The organism is Leisingera daeponensis, from assembly GCF_019801465.1.
Taxonomy (GTDB): Bacteria; Pseudomonadota; Alphaproteobacteria; order Rhodobacterales; family Rhodobacteraceae; genus Leisingera; species Leisingera daeponensis_A.
The window spans coordinates 108,231-127,998 of sequence record NZ_JAHVJA010000009.1 but is presented as its reverse complement, the minus strand read 5'-3'; the positions used below and the strand labels follow the sequence as shown (position 1 = coordinate 127,998).

The window sequence follows — 19,768 nt, the reverse complement described above, 5'->3', positions numbered from 1 at the left end:
TGCCCTTTTTTCCAAGCGGAGTTCAAGCCAATGTTAGCGCTTCAGAACGTCTCAAAGAGTTTCGGTGTGCTGAAGGTGACCGACGACGTCACTTTCGACGTCCCTGCGGGGCAGGCCCTGGGGATCATCGGGCCCAACGGGGCAGGCAAGTCGACCTTGTTCAACCTGATCACCGGGAACCTGATGTCCGATAGCGGGGCAATAGTCTTCGACGGTCAGGATGTCACCCGCACGTCCGCGATGCGGCGCTGCCTTGGCGGTGTCGGGCGGTCGTTCCAGATTCCGCAGCCTTTTGAGAAACTGACGGTCTTTGAGAACTTGCTGGTCGCTGCAAGCCACGGCCGGTCTGCATCTGAAGCGCATGTTACGCAAATCTGCGCCGAAGTGCTGGAGCGCACCGGCCTTTTGCCCAAGGCAAATGCGGCAGCGGGCTCGCTCTCCTTGCTGGAGCGCAAGCGCCTTGAGTTGGCACGGGCTATGGCAACCGGCCCGAAGCTCCTGCTCCTGGACGAAATCGCCGGCGGGCTGACCGAAGGCGAGTGCCAGTCGCTGGTGCAGACAATCCGCGAAATCCACGCTGAGGGCGTGACGATCATCTGGATCGAGCATGTGCTGCACGCGCTTACGTCGGTGGTGGAACGCCTGCTCGTTCTCGACTTCGGCCGGGTTATCGGGATCGGCGATCCCGCCAGGATCATGGAGAGCCGTGAGGTGAAGGAAATCTACCTGGGGGCCGAAGTCTGATGACATTTCTGGAGACACAGGGCCTGACCGCTCACTACGGGGATTTCCAGGCGCTCTTCGGGGTCGACATCCGGCTTGAACCCGGCGAGACGGTGGCGATCATAGGCGCCAACGGCGCTGGGAAGACCTCGCTGATGCGGTCTCTCACCGGGGTTTTGCAAAATGCCCCCGGACAGATCCTGCACAAGCAGGAAAAGATTGGCCATCTGCCGCCCGACACCGTCATGAAGCGCGGCATTGCAATGGTGCCCGAGGGGCGCAGGCTTTTCCCATCGCTGACGGTCGAAGAAAACCTGATCATCGGAGGCCAGCACAAGGGAGGCGCCGATCTGGGCGACCGGATCGGTTCATGGCTCGCCAGACTGACCGGTTCTTCGGGTCCAATGGACGTGGCCGCGTGCCGCGACGGATCCGGCTATTGGACGTTGGACACGGTATACGCCCTCTTTCCAGTTCTGCATGAGCGGCGCCATACGCCCGGAACTGCACTCTCCGGCGGGCAGCAGCAGATGGTGGCAATTGGCCGTGCCCTGATGTCGAACCCCGAAATCCTTCTATGCGATGAGATCAGCCTCGGCCTGGCGCCGGTGGTGATACGCGACATCTACGCCGCCTTGCCGTTGATCAAGGACAGCGGTGCCAGTCTGATCGTGGTTGAGCAGGACATCAGCCAGGCGCTGAGGGTGGCTGACCGGGTCTACTGCATGATGGAAGGCAGGATCACCCTGTCAGGCCGTCCCTCGGAGATTTCCCGCGAGGACATTCACACAGCCTATTTCGGAGCGGCGGCATGATCTGGATTGACACCATCGTCCAAGGCATACTTCTCGGCGGTCTCTATGCACTGTTCGCAGCTGGACTCAGCCTCGTTTTCGGGATTATGCGGCTGGTCAACCTGGCCCATGGCGATTTGATCGTGCTGGGGTCTTACCTGATCCTGCTCTTGGTCAGTGCTTTGGGGCTCCATCCCTTTGCGGCAGTTCTTGTTGCCATGCCAGCGATGTTCCTGCTTGGCTGGAGCTTGCAGAAACTGGTTCTGAACCGGGCCTTGGGAGAGGATATCCTGCCGCCGCTTCTCGTGACCTTCGGCCTGTCGATCGTCATCCAAAATGCGCTGCAAGAAAGTTTTTCGGCTGACAGCCAGCGCGTTTCTGCAGGCGCGCTCGAAACAGCCTCGGTCAGCCTCGGACCGGTCACCGCCGGAGTCATGCCGCTCTTGACCTTTGGTTCGGCAATCCTGGTTATCCTGGCGTTGAACCATCTGTTCTATCGCACTGCCATAGGCCGCGCCTTCCGCGCCACATCAGATGATGCTGTGACTGCCGGCCTGATGGGCATCCGCCCGGACCGGGTCTTCGCCTTGGCTACCGCAATTGCCATGCTGGTGGTGACCATCGCCGCGCTCTATCTTGGCACGCGGTCGAATTTTGACCCCTCTATTGGTCCGGCCCGGCTGATCTACGCCTTTGAAGCGGTGATCATCGGCGGCTTGGGCAGCCTGTGGGGGACACTTGCCGGGGGCGTGGTGATCGGTGTCGCGCAAACTTTGGGCGCCGCAATCAATCCCGAGTGGCAGATCCTCGCCGGGCATGTTGCTTTTCTCATTGTTCTGCTGATCCGCCCGCGCGGCCTGTTTCCGAGGGAGGCTTGAGCCATGGACATGCCCTATGCAGTTACAACCCGCACAAGCGCATCCGCTATTGCCTTGATCCTTGGCCTTTCGGTGCTGGCCCTGCTCTTTGCAGCCCCCGCCTTTGTCTCGCGCGGGCTGATCCAGGATCTGTTCTTTATCCTGACCATGCTGGTGCTGGCGCAATTCTGGAACCTTCTGGCAGGTTATGGCGGATTGGTTTCCGTGGGGCAGCAGGCCTTTGTCGGGATCGGGGCCTATGCCCTTTACGGATCGGTCATCCTGGGCGGAGCGGACCCTGTTTCCGCGCTGCTGCTTTCGGGCGCGGCGGCGCTGGTCCTGGCCGTGCCCACCGCATTTTTTGCCTTCCGGCTGCATGGAGCCTATTTCGCCATCGGCACCTGGGTCATCGCCGAGGTCGCGCGCCTGATCATCGCGCAATGGCACGCGGTCGCAGGCGGAACCGGGACGTCGCTGCCGCGCGATGCCCTGCGCGAAATGATGCTGGTCAGCTGGGTTCAGGACACGCTGGGCGTGCGCGCCAGCGCGGCACGGGACATCCTCGCCTACTGGCTGGCACTGGCCCTGGCTGTGGCCACGATTGCCGTCATCTACTGGCTGCTGCGTTCCAAGCGGGGGCTGGCCCTGGCAGCAGTGCGCGACAACACCGAAGCAGCAAAATCCGTCGGCGTGGACGCGGGCCGGATGAAGTGGCTGGTGTTTCTGACCGCATCCTTTGGCACCGGGATCGCTGGCGGGCTGATCTATCTGCAAAAGGCGCGGATCTCGCCGGATGCCGCCTTCAGCGTCACCGATTGGACCGCCTACGTGATCTTCATCGTGGTGATCGGGGGATTGGGCACTATCGAGGGTCCTATTCTGGGCGTCCTTGTCTTCTTTGCCCTGCAAAGCCTGCTGGCAGATTTCGGTACCTGGTATCTGATGGCGCTTGGGCTGGCCGGCATCGCTGTGATGCTGTTTGCCCCGCGCGGGCTGTGGGGCCTGATTTCCGAGAGAACCGGATTGCAGCTCTTTCCCGTGCAGCGCCGGTTGACCGGCGGCCTTCTCGCCCAATCCAACAGAAAGGAAACCTGAAGATGCGTATCGCCTCTATTTTGCTTGCTGCATCCTTGGCCGCCGGACAGGTCAATGCCGCGGACACCAACGGCCTGCCAGGCATGGCGGGGGTCGACCACATCGGCATTACCGTGCCGGACCTGGATCAGGCTGTGACCTTCTTTACCGGTGTTCTGGGCTGCACTGCGTTTTATCCGCTGGGCCCGTTTTCCGGCGGCGACAGCGCCTGGATGCAGGATCATCTGAACGTGGATCCCAAGGCAACGATTCCGGCCATGCGCCTGGTCCGCTGCGGCAACGGCGCCAATCTGGAGATCTTCCAGTACTCGGCACCGGACCAGAACGCGGTACCGCCGCGCAATTCCGACATCGGCGGCCATCACATCGCCTTCTACACCACCGACATGGCGGCGGCGGTCGCGTATCTGCAAGACCAGAATGTCCAGGTCTTGGGGGCGCCCACAACCATGACCGAAGGGCCTAGCGCGGGCGAAACCTGGGTCTACTTCATGGCGCCCTGGGGCCTGCAGCTGGAACTGGTCAGCTATCCGGGCGGCAAGGCCTACGAGGATAGCTTTGAGGGCCGTCTCTGGGATCCCCGGTCCTGAACACATAACCCCAAAAAAGAGGAGGAGCTGACATGGCAACGTTCACCACCGATGTTCTCATCATCGGAACCGGCCCTGCGGGCTCTGCAACGGCGGCGCTCTTGTCGAGCTACGGCATCGGGAACATGGCCGTTAACCGCTATCGCTGGCTGGCCAACACACCGCGGGCGCATATCACCAACCAGCGCACGATGGAGGTGCTTCGCGATCTGGGCCGCGAGGTGGAAGACGAAGCCTATATGTTCGCCGCCGGGCAGGAATTGATGGGCGAAAATGTGTTCTGCGAGAGCCTTGCCGGTGAGGAAATCGGCCGCTTGAAGTCCTGGGGCAACCACCCGCTTTCTCAGGCCGAACACAAGCTGTCATCACCCTGCATGATGAACGATCTGCCGCAAACAATGATGGAGCCGCTGCTGTTCAAGACCGCCTGCGCGCGCGGAACGCAAGCACGCATGTCGACAGAATATCTGAGCCACGCACAGGATGACGAGGGGGTGACGACAACCTGCCGCGACCGCCTGTCCGGCGCGGAATTCACCATCCGGTCGAAATACCTTGTCGGTGCGGACGGCGGCAATTCCCTGGTTGCGGAACACTGCGGCTTGCCGTTCGAAGGCGAAATGGGTGTGGGCGGGTCGATGAACATCCTGTTCAAGGCGGACCTGTCCAAATATGTCGCCCACCGTCCCAGCGTCCTGTACTGGGTGATGCAGCCTGGCGCGGACGTAGGCGGCATCGGCATGGGGCTGGTGCGGATGGTGCGGCCCTGGAACGAATGGCTGATTGTCTGGGGGTACGACATCAGCCAGCCCGCGCCCGAAGTGGACGAGGCGCTGGCCACCCAGGTCGCGCGGCAGCTGATCGGCGACCCGGAGCTCCAGATCGAGCTGATCTCGGCCAACACCTGGACCGTGAACAACAAATACGCCACCAACATGCAGAAGGGACGTGTGTTTATCATGGGCGATGCGGCCCACCGGCACCCGCCGTCTAACGGCCTGGGGTCAAACACGTCGATCCAGGACAGTTTCAACCTGGCCTGGAAACTGGCAGCGGTTCTGAAGGGCCAGGCAAGCGAAGGGTTGCTGGACAGCTACACCGCCGAACGCGCGCCTGTCGCCAAGCAGATCGTCACCCGTGCCAACCAGTCGATCAGCGAATTCGGTCCGATCTTTGAATCTCTGGGCATGACCGAGGGCGTGAAACCGGAAGTGATGCAGCAGAACCTTGAGGCGCGTTGCGATGCCACCCCCTCGGCCGAGAAGCAGCGCGAAGCAATCCGCGAAGCTATTGCGTTCAAGAAGTACGAATTCGATGCCCACGGGGTCGAGATGAACCAGCGCTACCGGTCGAATGCGATCGAGACTGACGGACAGATTGAGCCTGCCTTTGAACTGGATGCTGAGTTGCACTACCAGCCGACAACCTGGCCTGGCGCGCGCATACCGCATGTCTGGCTGTTCGAACACGGCAGCGGCGCAAAGCATTCGACATTGGATTTGTGCGGAAAGGGCCGCTTCACGATCTTCACAGGCATCGGCGGCGAGGCATGGGAAACCGCAGCCCGCGACGTGGGCGAGGAACTGGGCGTTCCGCTGGATGTCCGGCTGATCGGCCCGCGTCGCGATATCGAGGATCTGACCGGGGACTGGGCAAGGGCCCGTGAGGTCTCGGACACCGGTTGTATTCTGGTGCGCCCGGATCATCACGTCGCCTGGCGCACGGATTCACTGACTGCAGATCCGGCGGCAGACCTGCGCCGCGTGATGTCCAAAATCCTGGCACACTGAGGCGGACGGGGCGATGACCAATCTGCCGATACTTTGGGGGCGGGGCAGCTCAACCAACGTTCAGAAGGTGCTCTGGACGTGCGCCGAGTTGGGTATTCGTCTGGATCATCGCCCGCTGGCTGGCGAATATGGAGGCAATCAATCCGCCTGGTTTCTTGCGCTGAACCCGAACGGCACCGTGCCTGTCTGGCAGGAAGAAGACCTTGTGCTGTTCGAAAGCCAGGCAATCATGCGCCACCTCGCACGGCGCCGTGGGGCGCTCTACGGGTCGGACACCACCGCAATGGCGCAGGTCGACTGCTGGCTGGACTGGTTCGCCCTAGTCTTCTGGCCGCCGGTCAGAATGCTGTTTCTGGATGTCGTGCGGGACCAAAAGATTGCGCCCGACGATCCTTCAGCCAGCGCGGCTCTTCAGAAGGCCGCGACGTTTACCGAACGCGCTGCGGGCCGGATCGCCAGGTCTCCCTATATGGCAGGGCCTGAGTTCTCTCTCGCCGATATCACGCTGACGATCGGCCTCAACAGAATGCAGGGCCTGTCGCTGGGGATCCCGATCCCGGATCCCTTGCGCGCCTGGATGGAAGGGCAGCGGCGGCGGCCGGGGTTCGCCTTTGCGACCAAGGAAGAACCTGACCTGCCCGGGCACACCGGCAGCAAGCCAAACGAATGACCGGGGCGCAGCCCCGCCCCAGAAGGAGGACAACCCAATGGACGCCCAAGAACAAGGATTTTTCACCGAAGCCGACAGCGCGGAAGTCGTGATTGGACGCATGCAAAAATGTACTGACCCGCGACTGAAAGAGGTTATGGCGGTCATAATCCGGCACCTTCACGCTGCCGTGAAAGAAATCGAACCGACCCGTGAGGAATGGATGGAAGCCATCATGTTCCTGACCGAGACCGGCCACATGTGCGACGACTGGCGGCAAGAATTCATTCTGCTGAGCGACACCTTGGGCATTTCAATGCTGGTGGACGCCATCAATTCGCGCCGCCCCACCGGGGCCTCCGAGAATACCGTGCTCGGGCCATTCCATGTTGACGGAGTGCCGGAACTCGAAATGGGAACGAACATCTGCCTGGACGGCAAGGGCGAGCCGATGCTTGTGCATGGCCGCATTCTTGATGTCGAGGGCAACCCGCTGGAAGGCGTTTCCGTTGATGTCTGGCAGGCAAATGACGAGGGTTTCTATGACGTGCAGCAGAAGGGTATCCAGCCGGACTTTAACCTGAGAGGCAAATTCACCACCAGTGCCAATGGGCGTTACTGGTTCAAGGCCGTGAAGCCCAAGTTCTATCCGATTCCCGATGACGGGCCGGTCGGCAAGCTGCTCTACAAGCTGGAACGCCACCCGTTCCGCCCGGCGCATTTCCACTACATCATCGCAAAAGACGGCTTTGACCCTCTGACCACGCATATTTTTGACCCGGACGATCCCTACATCAACTCGGATGCGGTCTTTGGTGTGAAAGAAAGCCTGATGGCCAAGTTTGTGCCGGTCGAAGATCCGGCCAAGCAGGCCGAGAACGGCTTTGACGGTCTTTACTATGATGTCGAGCACGATTTCGTGCTGGCGCCGAAGGGAGCCTGAGAGATGGCGGAACCCTGTATCATCTGCGTGGCGATCACCGGATCGCTGCCGACCAAGGCGAACAACCCGGCAGTACCGGTCACCATCAGCGAACAGATCGAAAGCACCCACGAAGCCTTTGAAGCCGGCGCCACCATCTGCCATGCCCATGTGCGCAACGACGACCAGGCGCCGTCCAGCGACCCGGAAAGGTTCGCGCTTCTCCAGGAAGGCCTGCAGAAGCATTGCCCCGGGATGATCATTCAGTTCTCCACTGGCGGGCGGTCCGGCGCCGGGCAGGCGCGGGGCGGCATGCTGTCCTTGCGTCCCGATATGGCATCGCTTTCGGTTGGCTCCAACAACTTCCCGGCCCGCGTCTACGAGAATCCGCCGGATCTGGTTGCATGGCTTGCCAGCGAAATGAAGACCCATGGCATCAAACCCGAGATCGAGGCCTTTGATCTCAGCCACATATTGAAAGCTGCCGAGATGCACGCTGCTGGTGAGATCGCGGACACGCCATATGTGCAATTCGTCATGGGTGTGAAAAACGCCATGCCGGCGGATCGTCACGTTTTTGATTTCTATGTCGAAACCGTGAACCGCCTGTTCCCCGGCGCCCCTTGGTGCGCTGCGGGCATCGGGCGCGAGCAGTTGAAGATCAACAAATGGTCCATAGCCGCAGGCGGCCATGCCCGCACCGGGCTTGAGGACAATGTTCGCATCGACCGCGGCACACTGGCGCCTTCAAACGCTGCGCTGGTGCGGCTCACCGCCGGGATTTGCGCAGAGAACGGCCGCCCGGTGGCAACCCCGGATCAAGCGCGCGAGATACTAGGGCTCCCCCCTTTCCAAAGGAGAAACTGATGACAGACCCCGTGATTGCGGCGGATGATGCCGCCCGAACTGCTGCCAAGGCTCTGCAGGACCGCGCACTGACCGCAGACGAAGCCACCTTGCAGCTGTTGTTCCACCAGGCCCGCACCCATTATGGCTGGCAGGACCGGGACGTCAGCGACGACAGTCTGCGCGCACTGTATGAAATTGCGAAGATGGGTCCAACATCGATGAACCAGCAGCCGATGCGGGTGCTTTTCATCCGCTCGGAAGACGCCAAGGACCGGCTGGAGCCTTGCCTGTTCGAGGGCAACCGTCCCAAGATGCGCACGGCTCCGGTCACGGCAATCGTCGCCTATGACCTGAACTTCTGGGAAGAGCTTCCCAAACTGTTCCCCCCGAACCCGGAAGCCAGCGATATCTTCCGCAACAACGCCACGGCGGCACAAGTCAACGCCTTCCGCAATGGCACTTTGCAGGGTGCCTATTTCATGCTGGCCGCCCGGGCCGTGGGGCTGGATGTGGGCGCCATGTCAGGTTTCGACAACGCCAAGGTGGATGAGGAGTTCTTCCACGGCACTTCGATCAAGTCGAACTTTCTCGTGAACCTCGGATACGCCGACACATCCAAGATTTTCAGGCGCTTGCCCCGGCTCGGCTACGAGTCCGTATGCGAAACGCTGTGAAAGGCAAAGACCCAAGTCCGAGCCGCTCAAAACAGGAGGAGAAATCATGAAACATAGTATTGCAGCTCTTGCATTCGCCCTGACGACCGCCGGAGCCCAGGCCGAGACCTTCAACCTCACCATGTCGTCAAGCCATCCCGAGGTGCTGCCCTGGGTGGGGCAGCTTTCCACGACCGTAGTGGAACAATCCAATGCACGCCTTGAAGCGATGGGATCAGAGGACCGCATCGAATGGACGGAATCCTATGGCGGAGCGCTTTATGGCTTCAAGGACACACTTGAGGCAGTTGGCGACGGCCTTACCGACGCAGGCTGGGTCGGCACGCTTTGGGAAGGGTCCAAGATGCCGCTCCAGAACATGACCTATTTCATGCCTTTCGTGAGCGACGATCTGGTGGCCACGCTCAAGATCATGAACGAACTCCACCGCGAACTGCCACAACTGCAGAAAGCCTGGGACGACCAGAACGTCGTCTTCCTCGGGGCAAGCGGGGTCGAGACCTATCACCTGTTCACCAACTTTCCGGTCAACTCTCTTGCTGACCTGGACGGCCGCAAGATCATTGCGCCGGGTCCCTCGGCGAGCTGGATCAAGTCCGTTGGCGCGGTGCCGGTCAACGGAGCGCTCCCCACCTATTACAACCAGATTCAGACCGGAGTTGCCGACGGTGTCGTTGTCATCGTCACCGGCGCATTTCCAAACAAGCACTACGAAGTTGCACCCTATATAACCCTGGTTGGGATCGGCGCGCAGATGACCGGCGGGTTTGGCATCAACAAAGATGTCTGGGATGGGCTGTCGGATGACGTGCGGCAGGTTCTGACCGAACTGGGCGAAGAATACACCGTGGCCCATGCAGAAGAAGTAATGGCCCGCTACGAGAGCTTTTTGGCGAAACTGCCCGAGGCTGGCGCTACCGTGACCCAATTGCCCGAGGCTGACATCGAGGCCTGGAAAACAGGGCTGCCGAACCTGGCCGGCGAATGGGCCGAGGCCAATGCTGCGAAAGGCGCGCAAGAGGTTGTTTCCGCCTACATGGAAAAAGTGCGCGCGGCAGGCATCACACCTAAGATCGCTTGGGACGCACGTTAAATGATCTCTGAACGGCAATTCCGGCACACTACCGACCGTGCCGAAGCAGGTGTCCGGTCGCTGACGGGTTTCGTCAGCGGCGCGGCCTCCATCTGGATTTTCTGCCTGATGCTCCTGATTTGCGGAGATATCTTTGGCCGCACTGTCCTGAACACGCCGTTGCAGGGTGTCAGTGAAATCGTGGCGAACTCGATCGTGGCCATCGTTTTCCTGCAGGCCGCCCACGCCTTGATGAGCGGCCGGATGACCCGGACGGATATCCTGATCGGCTGGCTGGAGGCGGAGCGCCCGTTCGCCGCGTCCCTGATCCGCATCGTTTTCCACCTGGCCGGCATTTTCGTGTTTGCGGTTATTGCCACGGGCACCTGGCCCAAACTGGCCGATGCATGGATCGAGAACGAGTTTTTCGGCGCACAGGGCGTTTTCACGGCTCCGGTCTGGCCGATCAAGGCCTGTTTGTTTGCCGGATCACTTCTGACCTGCCTGGCTTTTGCCATCCAGGTGCTGCACGACATCAAAACACTGGCCGGTTCCGGCCGCGTTGCCCCCTTGAAGATCCTTCACACGCCGACCGTGCAGCCCCGGGGCTGGGGCTATTTTGCGGCTTTCGCTGTCCTGCTGGTCCTGGGCTATCTGTTGTTCTCAGCCGATCTTGGCCGTGTACAGATAGGTCTGGTGGCAATTGCCTTCATGCTGCTTCTGATTTTTTCAGGCGCTCATATTGCCGTCGCACTGATCGTGCTTTCCTTTCTTGGAATCTGGCTGATCCGCGACAATCCGAATGTGGCCATGCGTTCCCTGGCGCTGGCAGCTGACGGGGCAATCAACCGCTACCTCTTTGGTGTCGTCCCGCTTTTTGTCTTGATGGGGCTGGTGGTGGATGCTGCCGACATCGGCAAAGATGCCTTTCGCGTCGCGGCCTGGCTTTTGCAGAAAATCAAGGGCGGGCTGGGAATGGCGACAGTCGCGGCCAACGCGGTCTTTGCCTCGATTACGGGCATCTCGATTGCCTCTGCCGCGGTTTTCAGCCGCGTGGCAGTCCCCCAGATGGTCGCCAACGGCTACAACAACCGCTTTGCGCTGGGGGTTGTCGCGGGGTCTTCGGTGCTGGGAATGCTGATCCCCCCCAGCCTTCTGCTGATCATCTATGGCGTGCTGGCCGAGGTCTCTGTTGGCGCACTGTTCCTGGCAGCTATCGTGCCCGGCGCACTACTCGCGGCAGTCTTTGGCATAGGCATCTATCTGATGGCGCTCCTGCGGCCGCGTCTGGTTATGCAATCCGAACGCCCCACAGTGATCGAGGGTGAAACCTGGGGCAGCGCAGTGACCAAGTTGACACCTATTGCAATCCTGGTGCTGATAGTTCTTGGCGGCATCTACTCCGGTATTTTCACTCCGACCGAAGCCGGAGCAGCAGGTGCCGCCGCCGCCATCGGCGTGGCCCTCGCCCGGCGCAAGCTGACCTTGCGGCGCTTCTGGAACGTGCTGGTGGAAACGGGGCTTGTTTCCGTCTCGATTCTGATGCTGATCATCGCGGCCTCGATGTACTCAAGGATGCTGACGCTTTCGACCATACCGCAAGAAGTCACTGCGCTTTTCACCAGCGCCGGGCCGGGGCTTTACGGCTTCCTGCTGGTCTATGTGGCGATCGTCATCGTGATGGGAATGATCCTGGACAGCACCTCGATCATGCTGATCCTTCTGCCACTGGCGCTGCCCATTGTTCCGGAACTGGGCGGGGACCTGGTCTGGTTCGGCATTGTCACGGTGATCGCAGTCGAGATCGGTCTTCTCACCCCGCCTTTCGGCCTGACGGTCTATGTGGTCAAGGCCACAATCGCCGACCGTAACACGACATTGGGAGACATCTTCATCGGCACGTTCCCCTTTGTGATCATGATGTCAATCGTGACACTGATCCTGATGTTCTTCCCGTCTCTGAGCCTTTTCTTCAGGTAGGTAAATCATGCATTTCGTTGTACATGCGCTCGATAAACCGGATGCGGTAGAGCGCCGCCTGTCGCACCTGGCTGCGCATCGCGCCTATCTGGATACTGCACCGGACGCGCACGGCCTGACCGTGCTGCTGTCCGGGCCGCTCACAATCGGGGATCAGGAAACAATGACCGGCAGCTTCTTCCTGCTCGAAGCACCGCACCTAGAGGCGGTCGAAGAGATGATTGCACAGGATCCGCTGAGGCTCGCCAATGTCTGGGAAACTGTCTGTATTAACAAGGTGTTGATAAGGCAAAACAAAATGGGAGGCAGCGGCTAGGTTCTGGACACATGGTCTTTCAAAGACAGAAAATGCTCTGCCTCCTGGAAAGTGGACCGCCTGAAGCTAGAGTTTTCGGCTACTCTTGCTGCTCCCCAAGCTTGGGTCACCGAAAGTTGGATTTTGCAGGGGCAGAGCACCGTTGCACAACCGGGTGTTAGACGTGCATCCTTGTTCTCAGTCTACCCTTAAAGCGGCCGCGCGGGGCAGACCAGAGGATGCGAGGGGCGCGCGAGGCGAAACCGGGGACGATGAGCCAGCCGCAACTTCCGTGCTGGCGGTCCCTTCGACGACTTCGGCATGGTCGAACTGCAGCATGACCCCCGCCAGAAAGTTCGGCCGCACCGAGATGTTACGGCCGAAGTTTGAGGGGCTATTTCCCTTTAAAACGATCTGCAGCCGCCTGTGGTCACCGGATATCGGTGGTCACCTCGACATTGCCCCGGATCGAATTGGAATAGGGGCAAAGCTGGTGAGCAGCTTCGGTCAGACGCTTGGCGGCTTCCTTGTCGACGCCGGGCAGCGAAACGGCAAGCGTGACCTTCAGGCCAAACCCCCCGGCGTCGCGCGGTCCGATGCCGACAGCGGTTTCGACCTCCACGTCGCTGGGCACCTTCGGCAGGCTAGCGTCCTGGGTGGTCGCGAATTTCATCGCGCCGATGTAGCAGGCGGAATACCCCGCAGCGAACAGCTGCTCAGGGTTGTAGCCATTGCCGTTGCCGCCCATTTCGGTCGGTGGGGCGAGGTTCAGCACCAGGTCGGTGCCGGCAACCTTGGCTGTGCCATCGCGGCCTCCGGTTGCGGATCCATGGGCGGTATAGATTGGGGAGACAGACATTGAGAGTTCCTTTTATCGACTGCGATTGTATCGTGTGCGATATATATTGCGCAGCTATGGATTGATCAACCGCTTGCGATAATATCGCATGCGATCTATGTATGACGACAAGATGACAAAACATGCCCTGCCTCTGAATCAGCAGTTCTGCTTTGCGATCTATTCACTGAATAGCGCGATGGGACGACTTTATCGGCCGGTGCTGGCGGAGTTCGGGCTTACCTACCCGCAATACCTGGTGCTCCTTGCCCTGTGGGAACGTGACGGCCAGACCGTTGGTGAACTGGGGAAGGTGCTGTTCCTGGAAACCAACACGCTTACCCCGTTGCTAAAACGGATGGAGGTCGCGGGTCTGGTTCAACGCCGCCGCAGCTCTCAAGATGAACGCCGCGTGGCCGTCACCTTGACGGAAAGGGGCAAACATCTCGAGGACAGGGCGCATGACATCGGTCTTTGCGTCACCCGTGCCGCCGACCGGGGTGATACGGATATCGGGGCGCTTCGCGATCAGATTGCCGACCTGACGGAACGCCTGCGCGCCGCAGTTTCATCTTCGTAGCCGAGGCCGTTTCGCCTGCGGTCTGCGATGCCAACGGGCCATCGTGCGACCCCGTAGGTCAGGGCGATTATTTTGAGGCCAGCATCCGATGCTCACCTTAGCCATAATGGAATGGTTCACGCGCCCCGAGCTGTGAGGCAGGAAGAGCGTGACAAACGCCCAGCATTGCTGAATATGGTCCCATGCCTGGTAGTACCATTCAATCGATAGAACGCGCCACGGCGATCCTTGAGGTCATCGCCCGCCAGGGCGGCAGTGCCCAGCTCGCCGTGATTTCCGACATCACTGGTCTTAAAAAAACCACAGTGCATAACATCCTTCGCACGCTTTCGAACCTCGGCTACCTGCATCGCCGCTCCGGTAACAGTGCTTATTATCTCGGGGCGCGCATCCTCAACCTTGCGCGGATCGCGGGCGACGACGACCGTTTGCGGGCATCGCTGCGACCTGCGCTTGTGCGGATCACCGAGTTGACGGGATTTGCCTCCTATCTTGCGGTTCCCAGCGGAGATCAAGCGTTGTACCTTGATGTGTGCGGCCCGGGCGCTGACGACATGAACTCGCCGGTGGACCGACGGGAACCACTTGAAGGAACGGCTGTGGGTCTTGTCTTCCTTGCCTTCATGCCTGCGTTGGAGACACGCGTGCGGCATCGCCGTGATCTGTCGCAGGATGGAGTGACCGACGCGCGATTATTGAAGGTTCGCCGCCTGGGCTTCGCACTTGACCTCGAATTCTTCACGCCTGGTCGTCACTGCGTTTCGATCCCGGTCAGGGAACAGGGAGAGGTTCGAGCTGCACTCGCCATTGCCGGTCCCAAAGGCGAACTTACCGAAGCCAGGATGCGCGATGCGGCGTGGAAAATGTTGAGAATTTCGGCTGAAGTTCAGCAACATTGAATAGATTGCGCTCTCGCATGGGCGCCCCTTTCCAACAAGGCTGTCACGTCCGAAGTGGGTCCTTGCAAGCGGGCACGGCGCCCCGCAGGACAAGGAGACGATCCCATGCATCAGAACATCATTCGCACCGCCATCGACACGGCGCGCGCCAAGGCTGCACAGGATGGCTTTGCGATTAATATCGCTGTCGTTGATGCCAGCGCCCAGCTCGCCGGGTTCGAGCGTATGGAAGGCGCGGTTCTCGGCGCCATCGACGTGGCACAGAAAAAAGCCCGCACCGCGGCCCTGTTCCAGAACGACAGCATCGCGCTTGGCGCAGAGGCGCGCCCGTCGGGCGCGATCTACACGATCGAGAACACCAACGGCGGGCTGATCAGCTTCGGCGGCGGCGTCGTACTCCGTGACGCGGACGGCACCTTCCTTGGCGCGGTCGGCGTGGCCGGTGCCACGGTCGAGGACGATGAAGACATCGCGCAAGCCGCCGCCGCGGCTCTACGGTAAGAGGAGGTTATCATGCCCATCGCAGTTTTTGCCCTGGCCATCGCGGCCTTCGCGATCGGCACGACCGAGTTCGTCATCATCGGCCTCATCCCCGAGATTGCCGGCGACCTCGACGCGACCGTGCCTTCGGCCGGTCTTCTCGTAAGTATGTACGCTTTGGCGATCACGCTCGGCGCACCCACGATTACCGCCCTGACCCAACGCCTGCCCCGCAAGCCGTTGGCGCTTGGCCTCATGGCGTTGTTCACCGCGGGCAACCTCGCGGCGGCGCTTGCGCCGAGTTTCGGCACCCTTCTCGCCGGCCGCATGGTGACAGGGGTCGCCCACGGCGTATTCTTCTCGATCGGCGCGGCAATCGCCACCTCTCTGGTCGACCGTTCGCGGGCCTCCCGTGCGGTGTCGCTGATGTTCGCGGGCCTCACCGTGGCCATGGTCGTGGGCGTGCCGCTTGGCTCCTTAATCGGCCAGACTTTCGGCTGGCGTACGCCCTTCCTGCTTGTCGGTGTGCTCGGGGTCCTCAGCTTTGCCGGCCTCGCTCTGCTGTTGCCGGGCAACCTGCGCATTGGCGCGGCGCTGCCGCTGTGGCGGCAACTGGCACTTGTCGCCAGCCCGCGGCTGCTGGCACTTTATCTCGTCACCGTCTTCGGTTTTGGCGGCTCCTTCGTCGTCTTCACCTACCTCACGCCGCTTTTGACCGATGTGACTGGCATCGCGCCTGCATCGGTGAGTCTCGCGCTCATGCTCTTTGGACTGGCGACCGTGGTCGGCAACCTCGCGGGCGGCGCGGCCTCCGACCGGCTTGGCGCAACAAGCGCGCTGCGTATCGTGCTGATCGGCCTCGTGGCATCGCTTGCCATGCTGCTGGCGACCCAGGGAAGCATCTGGGCGATCTCGGTCAACCTCGCTGTTTGGGGGGTCTTTGCCTTCGCCATCTCGCCGATCGTGCAATCGGCAGTGGTCGAAACGGCCGAGGCCGGAAGCCCTGGCGCAGGCGCCATCGCCTCGGGCTTCAACATCGCGGCCTTCAACCTGGGGATCTCGGGTGCATCAGGGGTAGGCGGTTTAATCGTGGCCGGCCCTGGCGTCGGGATGACCCCCGTGGCCGCGGCCCTTTCGGGTGTGATCGCCCTCGGCATCGTGTCACTGATCACAGCGAAAGCACAGGAAAGCCACGCCTGACGCGCAATCATGCACTGCCCGGCCCCGAGGCCTGGCAGTGCATAGTCACAATTGCGGCGCGCCAATGGTTTTGCCGGTTGCCGCCCCCAAACGCTCTGCAGTCACTGGCCGACCGCCTTTGGCTGGTTGACCCGTTGGGACAGCTCTGCACGGCTTTCGACCCGTTCGGAGTATCGATCAACCAGATGATCCTTCATGTCTCGGGTCAACAGGGTGAACTTCACCAGTTCTTCCATCACGTCGACGATGCGATTGTAATAACTCACCTGCATTTTGGTCGGCGGCAGACTTACCCAGCGCTGCAGGATGTTCAAGAACTCCCTAGTTTGCAGGCGCTTCGGAACGTACCGGTTTTGCCGCGATCATTTTGAATGCGGGCCTTCGCACACTTGATTAAATCGGCATAAATGTCCTCGCTGAAAGAGTTCACGGGCTCCAGAAACGTGCAGTTGCAGCGAACGGCAGAAACGGCGGTCTGCGTCGCAGCGCAAAACCTCGGTTGGGTGCGCCAAATGCCCGACTTTGCCAAGGTCACTTCCTGCGCATTCCTGACCTTGGCCCTACCTGAGGCAAGACAGATATTGTCCTGTCTACTGTAAAGGAGCAGACACGAATGTCTGTTCCCAATCCTGGGGTTACAAACTTCTCAAAATTTTCACACAGACAGGGCAATGGCCTCAAACTTACCTTGAAGCACACTCGCAACCAACGGTGGGGTTGATACCATCCTGAATCTATCCTGGGGCCTCACGGGTTGGACACTCGCGCTTGCATAAGCGATCTTGCCCTAAAGTTATGCAAGAATGAGACGGAGTTCACCGTTGATAGAAACGTTGCCCTTGGCGGTCGAACCTTCGGAGCGGGAGACACTTCCCTCCTTCTTTTCGCGCATGGCTGCGATCAATGGTACCGACGCCACCGGATTTGCCCTTGATCTTGGCGTTAGTTTTAAGCGGATCCTGAACCAGGAGCAGGAGGCGATTGACATTTTTGCCACCCGATCCGGTTTGGCGCCCGATCAGCTGGCCACCATGCTGTCATGGACAGGTGAGCGTATCGGGGGCGTACGCATGAAATTTCGCGGGGAAGTTTTTGTCTCCCGCGCCGTACGCAACCCTATCATCCGCGGCTGCCCTCACTGCCTGCGTGAGGCGGCAGAAAAACAAGCCTTTCCGCTGAGGCACATGGCCATGGCGGGAGACTGGCTGTGCCGCGGTGTTGATGTGTGCTTGCGGCACTGCCATCCTCTGATGCCACTTTTGATGCCACTTTGGGAAAGCTCGCGGCTTGTAAATCGTGATGATGTTGGTGCCAGATTGGATGAGATCCTGCCAGACCTTCAGGCGGGCAAATTTGACTGCGATCTGATTGAGCCGTCCGCCTATGACGTCTGGCTTGATCGGCGCCTGTCGCAAGGTAAGGACAAAACGTGGCTGGCAACTCAGCCTTTGTTTGCCGCCATGACCTTCTGTGCGTTGCTCGGGAGGGAACTCCTCCGTGCTCAGGAACTTGAAGCTGACGACCGTGCTGCGAAGGCCAAAGGCTTTGATGCCGCATCGAGAGGGCCTGAGACAATCACGTGTGCGCTCGATCGCATTTTGCAGGCGGGGGATGGGGGGTACTTTGGGTCAAAACAGGCATTGCCGATGCTGCTCGAGGCACTTGGTCGCCTCTATCGCAGCGATGATAGCTTTGATGGGTTTCGCGATATTGTACGTCGGCATTTATTGAGGATCTGGCCGGTCGAGGCGGGAGATGAGGTTCTCGGTCAAACCGTGCCTGAACGACGCCTCCATTCTCTTGCCTCGGCAAGCAGGGAAACCGGGGTCGGCAAGTCGGTCCTCAACGGCTTCCTGACCGAGGCTGGAGCGTTCCCTCCTGATGACACGCGCGCCGATGCTCGCAAGACCTTCGACGCAAAGAAATACAAACCCCTTCTGGAGGAGATCCCGACTTTGGTCGGGCCGTTTGCGATGCGCAAAGCTATGGGCGCGACGCTAGTCGAACTCAAATCTCTAGAAGCTGACGGCGTGCTGTCGCCCAGGACGAAAGTTGCAACGATCAAGTCTCCCTGGCGGGTGTCTGATGGGCTGTTCCTGCTCGAGGAGCTGGAGCGAAAGGCTATTTTGCTTGAGGCTGGTACGCCAGGATGGGAAACGATCCGGCATGTTCACAAGCGAGTGGGCCTTTCTGTCGGCCAGGTTATCGCTGCGATCAGGGACGGCAGATTGAGGGTCGGCAAGCGCGCTGAGGCGTTTGGGTATCACGGACTCGTCGTCAACGTTGCCGAAGTTGATCAGTCGGAGTTACTTCGCCCCCGCGAGCAGAAAATGGCGGCCATGGAAGGGGAGATCAACGCAGCTGCCTTTGCCCGCTCAATCGGAGTGCGGGAGAAGGGGGCGTTCCAAGCATTGATCGAAGGTGGCCATACTCCTGCAATGGAGGTTCTGCACCCGGTGACAAAGCGCTCCCAGTGGCGGATGTCCGGTGCGGACATCGCTGCTTTCTATGACAAGTTCACCACGCCGACGGTAATAGTTAAGGAGACCGGGCTTCACCGGAACACGATTTTGGCGGCTTTTGCAGCTCACGGGATTGAAGCTTTCCGTCTGAATGGAGTGGCTGTCGGACCGATCTACCTCCTAAAGGAGGTTGCTCCCGTCCTGAACACGCTCAAGAGCTGACATTTGCCTGCTGGTGCCCCGGGGCCAGTCGAGGAGCGAAAGCGTTTTCTATCTAAGCCTTTACTGCTCTCAACTTCACTTGGCACTTACCACTTGACACAGGGTGTGCATCAAAACCCCCAAAGTGTGCAAGGTTATGCCTTATTGGCACTAAAGGAGAAAATGGCGATCCCTGAAGGACTCGAACCCTCAACCTGCTGATTAGAAGTCAGCTGCTCTATCCAGTTGAGCTAAGGGACCGCTTGGCGCCAGTTATGACAGGCTGCCGCCGGGGGTCAAGCCGCGGCACGCAGATCCAGATGCATAAACACCGACCAGGGATCCTCGGCGTAGTCCCCAAACGGCGGGCAGGCGACAAAGCCGAAGGATTCATAGAGCCTGCGCGAGGCCAGGAAATCCTCGGTGGAGCCGGTCTCGAGGTAGACCGCAGCGGCCCGTTCTCGGCGGGCAAGGTCCAGAAGGAAGGCCAGCATGGCGCGGCCGGCGCCGCTGCCGCGGGCCTCAGCCAGGGTGTGCATCGATTTCAGTTCGCGGCTGCCATCGCCCAGATCCTTGAGCGCCCCCATGGCCAGCGCCTGGCCGTTCCGGCGGAGCACGAAGAACTGCACTTCCGGCCCCTCCAGCCCGCTGATGTCCATGGCGTGGCAGCTTGCCTCGGGCGATTGCGCTGCCATCTGCGACAGGTGGCGGTGGATCAGGGCGGCGGCTTCCGGATCGGAGGGGCGGGCGGCGGTGATGTCGAAGTCTGCGGCTGTCATCGTCGGGGTCCGTTCAAGCTGGCTGCGGTCCACCACGGG

General features: G+C 60.5%; 21 protein-coding genes, 1 tRNA gene and 1 pseudogene. 19 read left to right on the top strand and 4 right to left on the bottom strand.

Annotated elements, in window-relative coordinates; translation table 11 throughout:
• Nucleotides 1–30 precede the first annotated feature (30 nt).
• Genes KUV26_RS17655 through KUV26_RS17595 form a run of 13 tightly spaced genes read left to right on the top strand, consistent with a single transcriptional unit; the run spans nucleotide 31 to nucleotide 12,311 of the window.
• Nucleotides 31–744, top strand: a complete 714-nt coding sequence (locus KUV26_RS17655) for an ABC transporter ATP-binding protein (RefSeq protein ID WP_222509341.1) — start codon at nucleotides 31–33, stop codon at nucleotides 742–744.
• A complete protein-coding gene (locus KUV26_RS17650) occupies nucleotides 744–1,538 on the top strand; it encodes an ABC transporter ATP-binding protein (RefSeq protein ID WP_222509340.1) in 795 nt (264 codons plus the stop codon). Before KUV26_RS17655 ends, KUV26_RS17650 begins: the two co-directional genes overlap by 1 nt.
• The gene (locus KUV26_RS17645; RefSeq protein WP_222509339.1) at nucleotides 1,535–2,395 is read left to right on the top strand and encodes a branched-chain amino acid ABC transporter permease; all 861 of its coding nucleotides are present in this window, start codon (nucleotides 1,535–1,537) and stop codon (nucleotides 2,393–2,395) included. Before KUV26_RS17650 ends, KUV26_RS17645 begins: the two co-directional genes overlap by 4 nt.
• Nucleotides 2,396–2,398: 3 nt before the next feature.
• Nucleotides 2,399–3,469, top strand: coding sequence for a branched-chain amino acid ABC transporter permease (locus tag KUV26_RS17640; RefSeq protein WP_222509338.1), 1,071 nt, complete (start codon nucleotides 2,399–2,401; stop codon nucleotides 3,467–3,469).
• Nucleotides 3,470–3,471: 2 nt separating this feature from the next.
• A complete protein-coding gene (locus KUV26_RS17635; protein WP_222509337.1) occupies nucleotides 3,472–4,059 on the top strand; it encodes a VOC family protein in 588 nt (195 codons plus the stop codon).
• A 32-nt stretch (nucleotides 4,060–4,091) separates the two neighbouring features.
• Complete coding sequence (locus KUV26_RS17630; protein WP_222509336.1) at nucleotides 4,092–5,849, top strand: FAD-dependent oxidoreductase; 1,758 nt, start codon at nucleotides 4,092–4,094, stop codon at nucleotides 5,847–5,849.
• A 13-nt stretch (nucleotides 5,850–5,862) separates the two neighbouring features.
• Entirely contained in the window at nucleotides 5,863–6,519 is a 657-nt protein-coding gene (locus KUV26_RS17625; RefSeq protein WP_222509335.1) for a glutathione S-transferase family protein, read from the top strand.
• A 37-nt stretch (nucleotides 6,520–6,556) separates the two neighbouring features.
• Nucleotides 6,557–7,441 carry an intradiol ring-cleavage dioxygenase gene (locus KUV26_RS17620; protein WP_222509334.1) on the top strand — a complete coding sequence of 295 codons (885 nt, stop codon included), beginning with the start codon at nucleotides 6,557–6,559 and terminating at the stop codon, nucleotides 7,439–7,441.
• Between the two features lie 3 nt (nucleotides 7,442–7,444).
• Nucleotides 7,445–8,287, top strand: coding sequence for a 3-keto-5-aminohexanoate cleavage protein (locus KUV26_RS17615; RefSeq protein WP_222509333.1), 843 nt, complete (start codon nucleotides 7,445–7,447; stop codon nucleotides 8,285–8,287).
• Nucleotides 8,287–8,943 carry a malonic semialdehyde reductase gene (locus KUV26_RS17610; RefSeq protein ID WP_222509332.1) on the top strand — a complete coding sequence of 219 codons (657 nt, stop codon included), beginning with the start codon at nucleotides 8,287–8,289 and terminating at the stop codon, nucleotides 8,941–8,943. Before KUV26_RS17615 ends, KUV26_RS17610 begins: the two co-directional genes overlap by 1 nt.
• Nucleotides 8,944–8,989: 46 nt before the next feature.
• Nucleotides 8,990–10,036 carry a C4-dicarboxylate TRAP transporter substrate-binding protein gene (locus tag KUV26_RS17605; RefSeq protein ID WP_222509331.1) on the top strand — a complete coding sequence of 349 codons (1,047 nt, stop codon included), beginning with the start codon at nucleotides 8,990–8,992 and terminating at the stop codon, nucleotides 10,034–10,036.
• Entirely contained in the window at nucleotides 10,037–11,995 is a 1,959-nt protein-coding gene (locus KUV26_RS23815; RefSeq protein WP_222509330.1) for a TRAP transporter large permease subunit, read from the top strand.
• 7 nt (nucleotides 11,996–12,002) lie between these two features.
• A complete protein-coding gene (locus tag KUV26_RS17595; protein WP_222509329.1) occupies nucleotides 12,003–12,311 on the top strand; it encodes a YciI family protein in 309 nt (102 codons plus the stop codon).
• 409 nt (nucleotides 12,312–12,720) lie between these two features.
• On the opposite strand, the gene KUV26_RS17590 is transcribed toward KUV26_RS17595, so the two are convergent.
• Entirely contained in the window at nucleotides 12,721–13,149 is a 429-nt protein-coding gene (locus KUV26_RS17590; protein WP_222509328.1) for an organic hydroperoxide resistance protein, read from the bottom strand.
• 97 nt (nucleotides 13,150–13,246) lie between these two features.
• Here KUV26_RS17590 and KUV26_RS17585 point away from each other — a divergent pair, with 97 nt between their 5' ends.
• From KUV26_RS17585 to KUV26_RS17570, 4 genes are all read left to right on the top strand, one after another.
• Nucleotides 13,247–13,708, top strand: coding sequence for a MarR family winged helix-turn-helix transcriptional regulator (locus KUV26_RS17585; RefSeq protein WP_261399963.1), 462 nt, complete (start codon nucleotides 13,247–13,249; stop codon nucleotides 13,706–13,708).
• 182 nt (nucleotides 13,709–13,890) lie between these two features.
• Nucleotides 13,891–14,607, top strand: a complete 717-nt coding sequence (locus tag KUV26_RS17580; RefSeq protein WP_222509327.1) for an IclR family transcriptional regulator — start codon at nucleotides 13,891–13,893, stop codon at nucleotides 14,605–14,607.
• 105 nt (nucleotides 14,608–14,712) lie between these two features.
• Nucleotides 14,713–15,108: a GlcG/HbpS family heme-binding protein gene (locus KUV26_RS17575; protein ID WP_222509326.1), complete on the top strand. Its 396-nt coding sequence runs from the start codon at nucleotides 14,713–14,715 to the stop codon at nucleotides 15,106–15,108.
• A 12-nt stretch (nucleotides 15,109–15,120) separates the two neighbouring features.
• Nucleotides 15,121–16,287, top strand: a complete 1,167-nt coding sequence (locus tag KUV26_RS17570) for an MFS transporter (RefSeq protein WP_222509325.1) — start codon at nucleotides 15,121–15,123, stop codon at nucleotides 16,285–16,287.
• A 101-nt stretch (nucleotides 16,288–16,388) separates the two neighbouring features.
• On the opposite strand, the pseudogene KUV26_RS17565 reads toward KUV26_RS17570, so the two are convergent.
• Nucleotides 16,389–16,550, bottom strand: a pseudogene (locus KUV26_RS17565) (arsenical resistance protein ArsH); the annotation flags it as partial.
• A 144-nt stretch (nucleotides 16,551–16,694) separates the two neighbouring features.
• Between KUV26_RS17565 and KUV26_RS17560 the strand changes: the two are divergent.
• Together KUV26_RS17560 and KUV26_RS17555 are read left to right on the top strand one after the other, a co-directional pair.
• Entirely contained in the window at nucleotides 16,695–16,886 is a 192-nt protein-coding gene (locus KUV26_RS17560) for a hypothetical protein (RefSeq protein ID WP_222509324.1), read from the top strand.
• Nucleotides 16,887–17,090: 204 nt separating this feature from the next.
• A complete protein-coding gene (locus KUV26_RS17555; RefSeq protein ID WP_222509323.1) occupies nucleotides 17,091–18,971 on the top strand; it encodes a TniQ family protein in 1,881 nt (626 codons plus the stop codon).
• A gap of 163 nt (nucleotides 18,972–19,134) precedes the next feature.
• On the opposite strand, the gene KUV26_RS17550 is transcribed toward KUV26_RS17555, so the two are convergent.
• Together KUV26_RS17550 and KUV26_RS17545 are read right to left on the bottom strand one after the other, a co-directional pair.
• A tRNA-Arg gene (locus KUV26_RS17550) sits at nucleotides 19,135–19,211 on the bottom strand.
• 35 nt (nucleotides 19,212–19,246) lie between these two features.
• A complete protein-coding gene (locus KUV26_RS17545) occupies nucleotides 19,247–19,729 on the bottom strand; it encodes a GNAT family N-acetyltransferase (RefSeq protein WP_222509322.1) in 483 nt (160 codons plus the stop codon).
• Nucleotides 19,730–19,768: the final 39 nt, after the last annotated feature.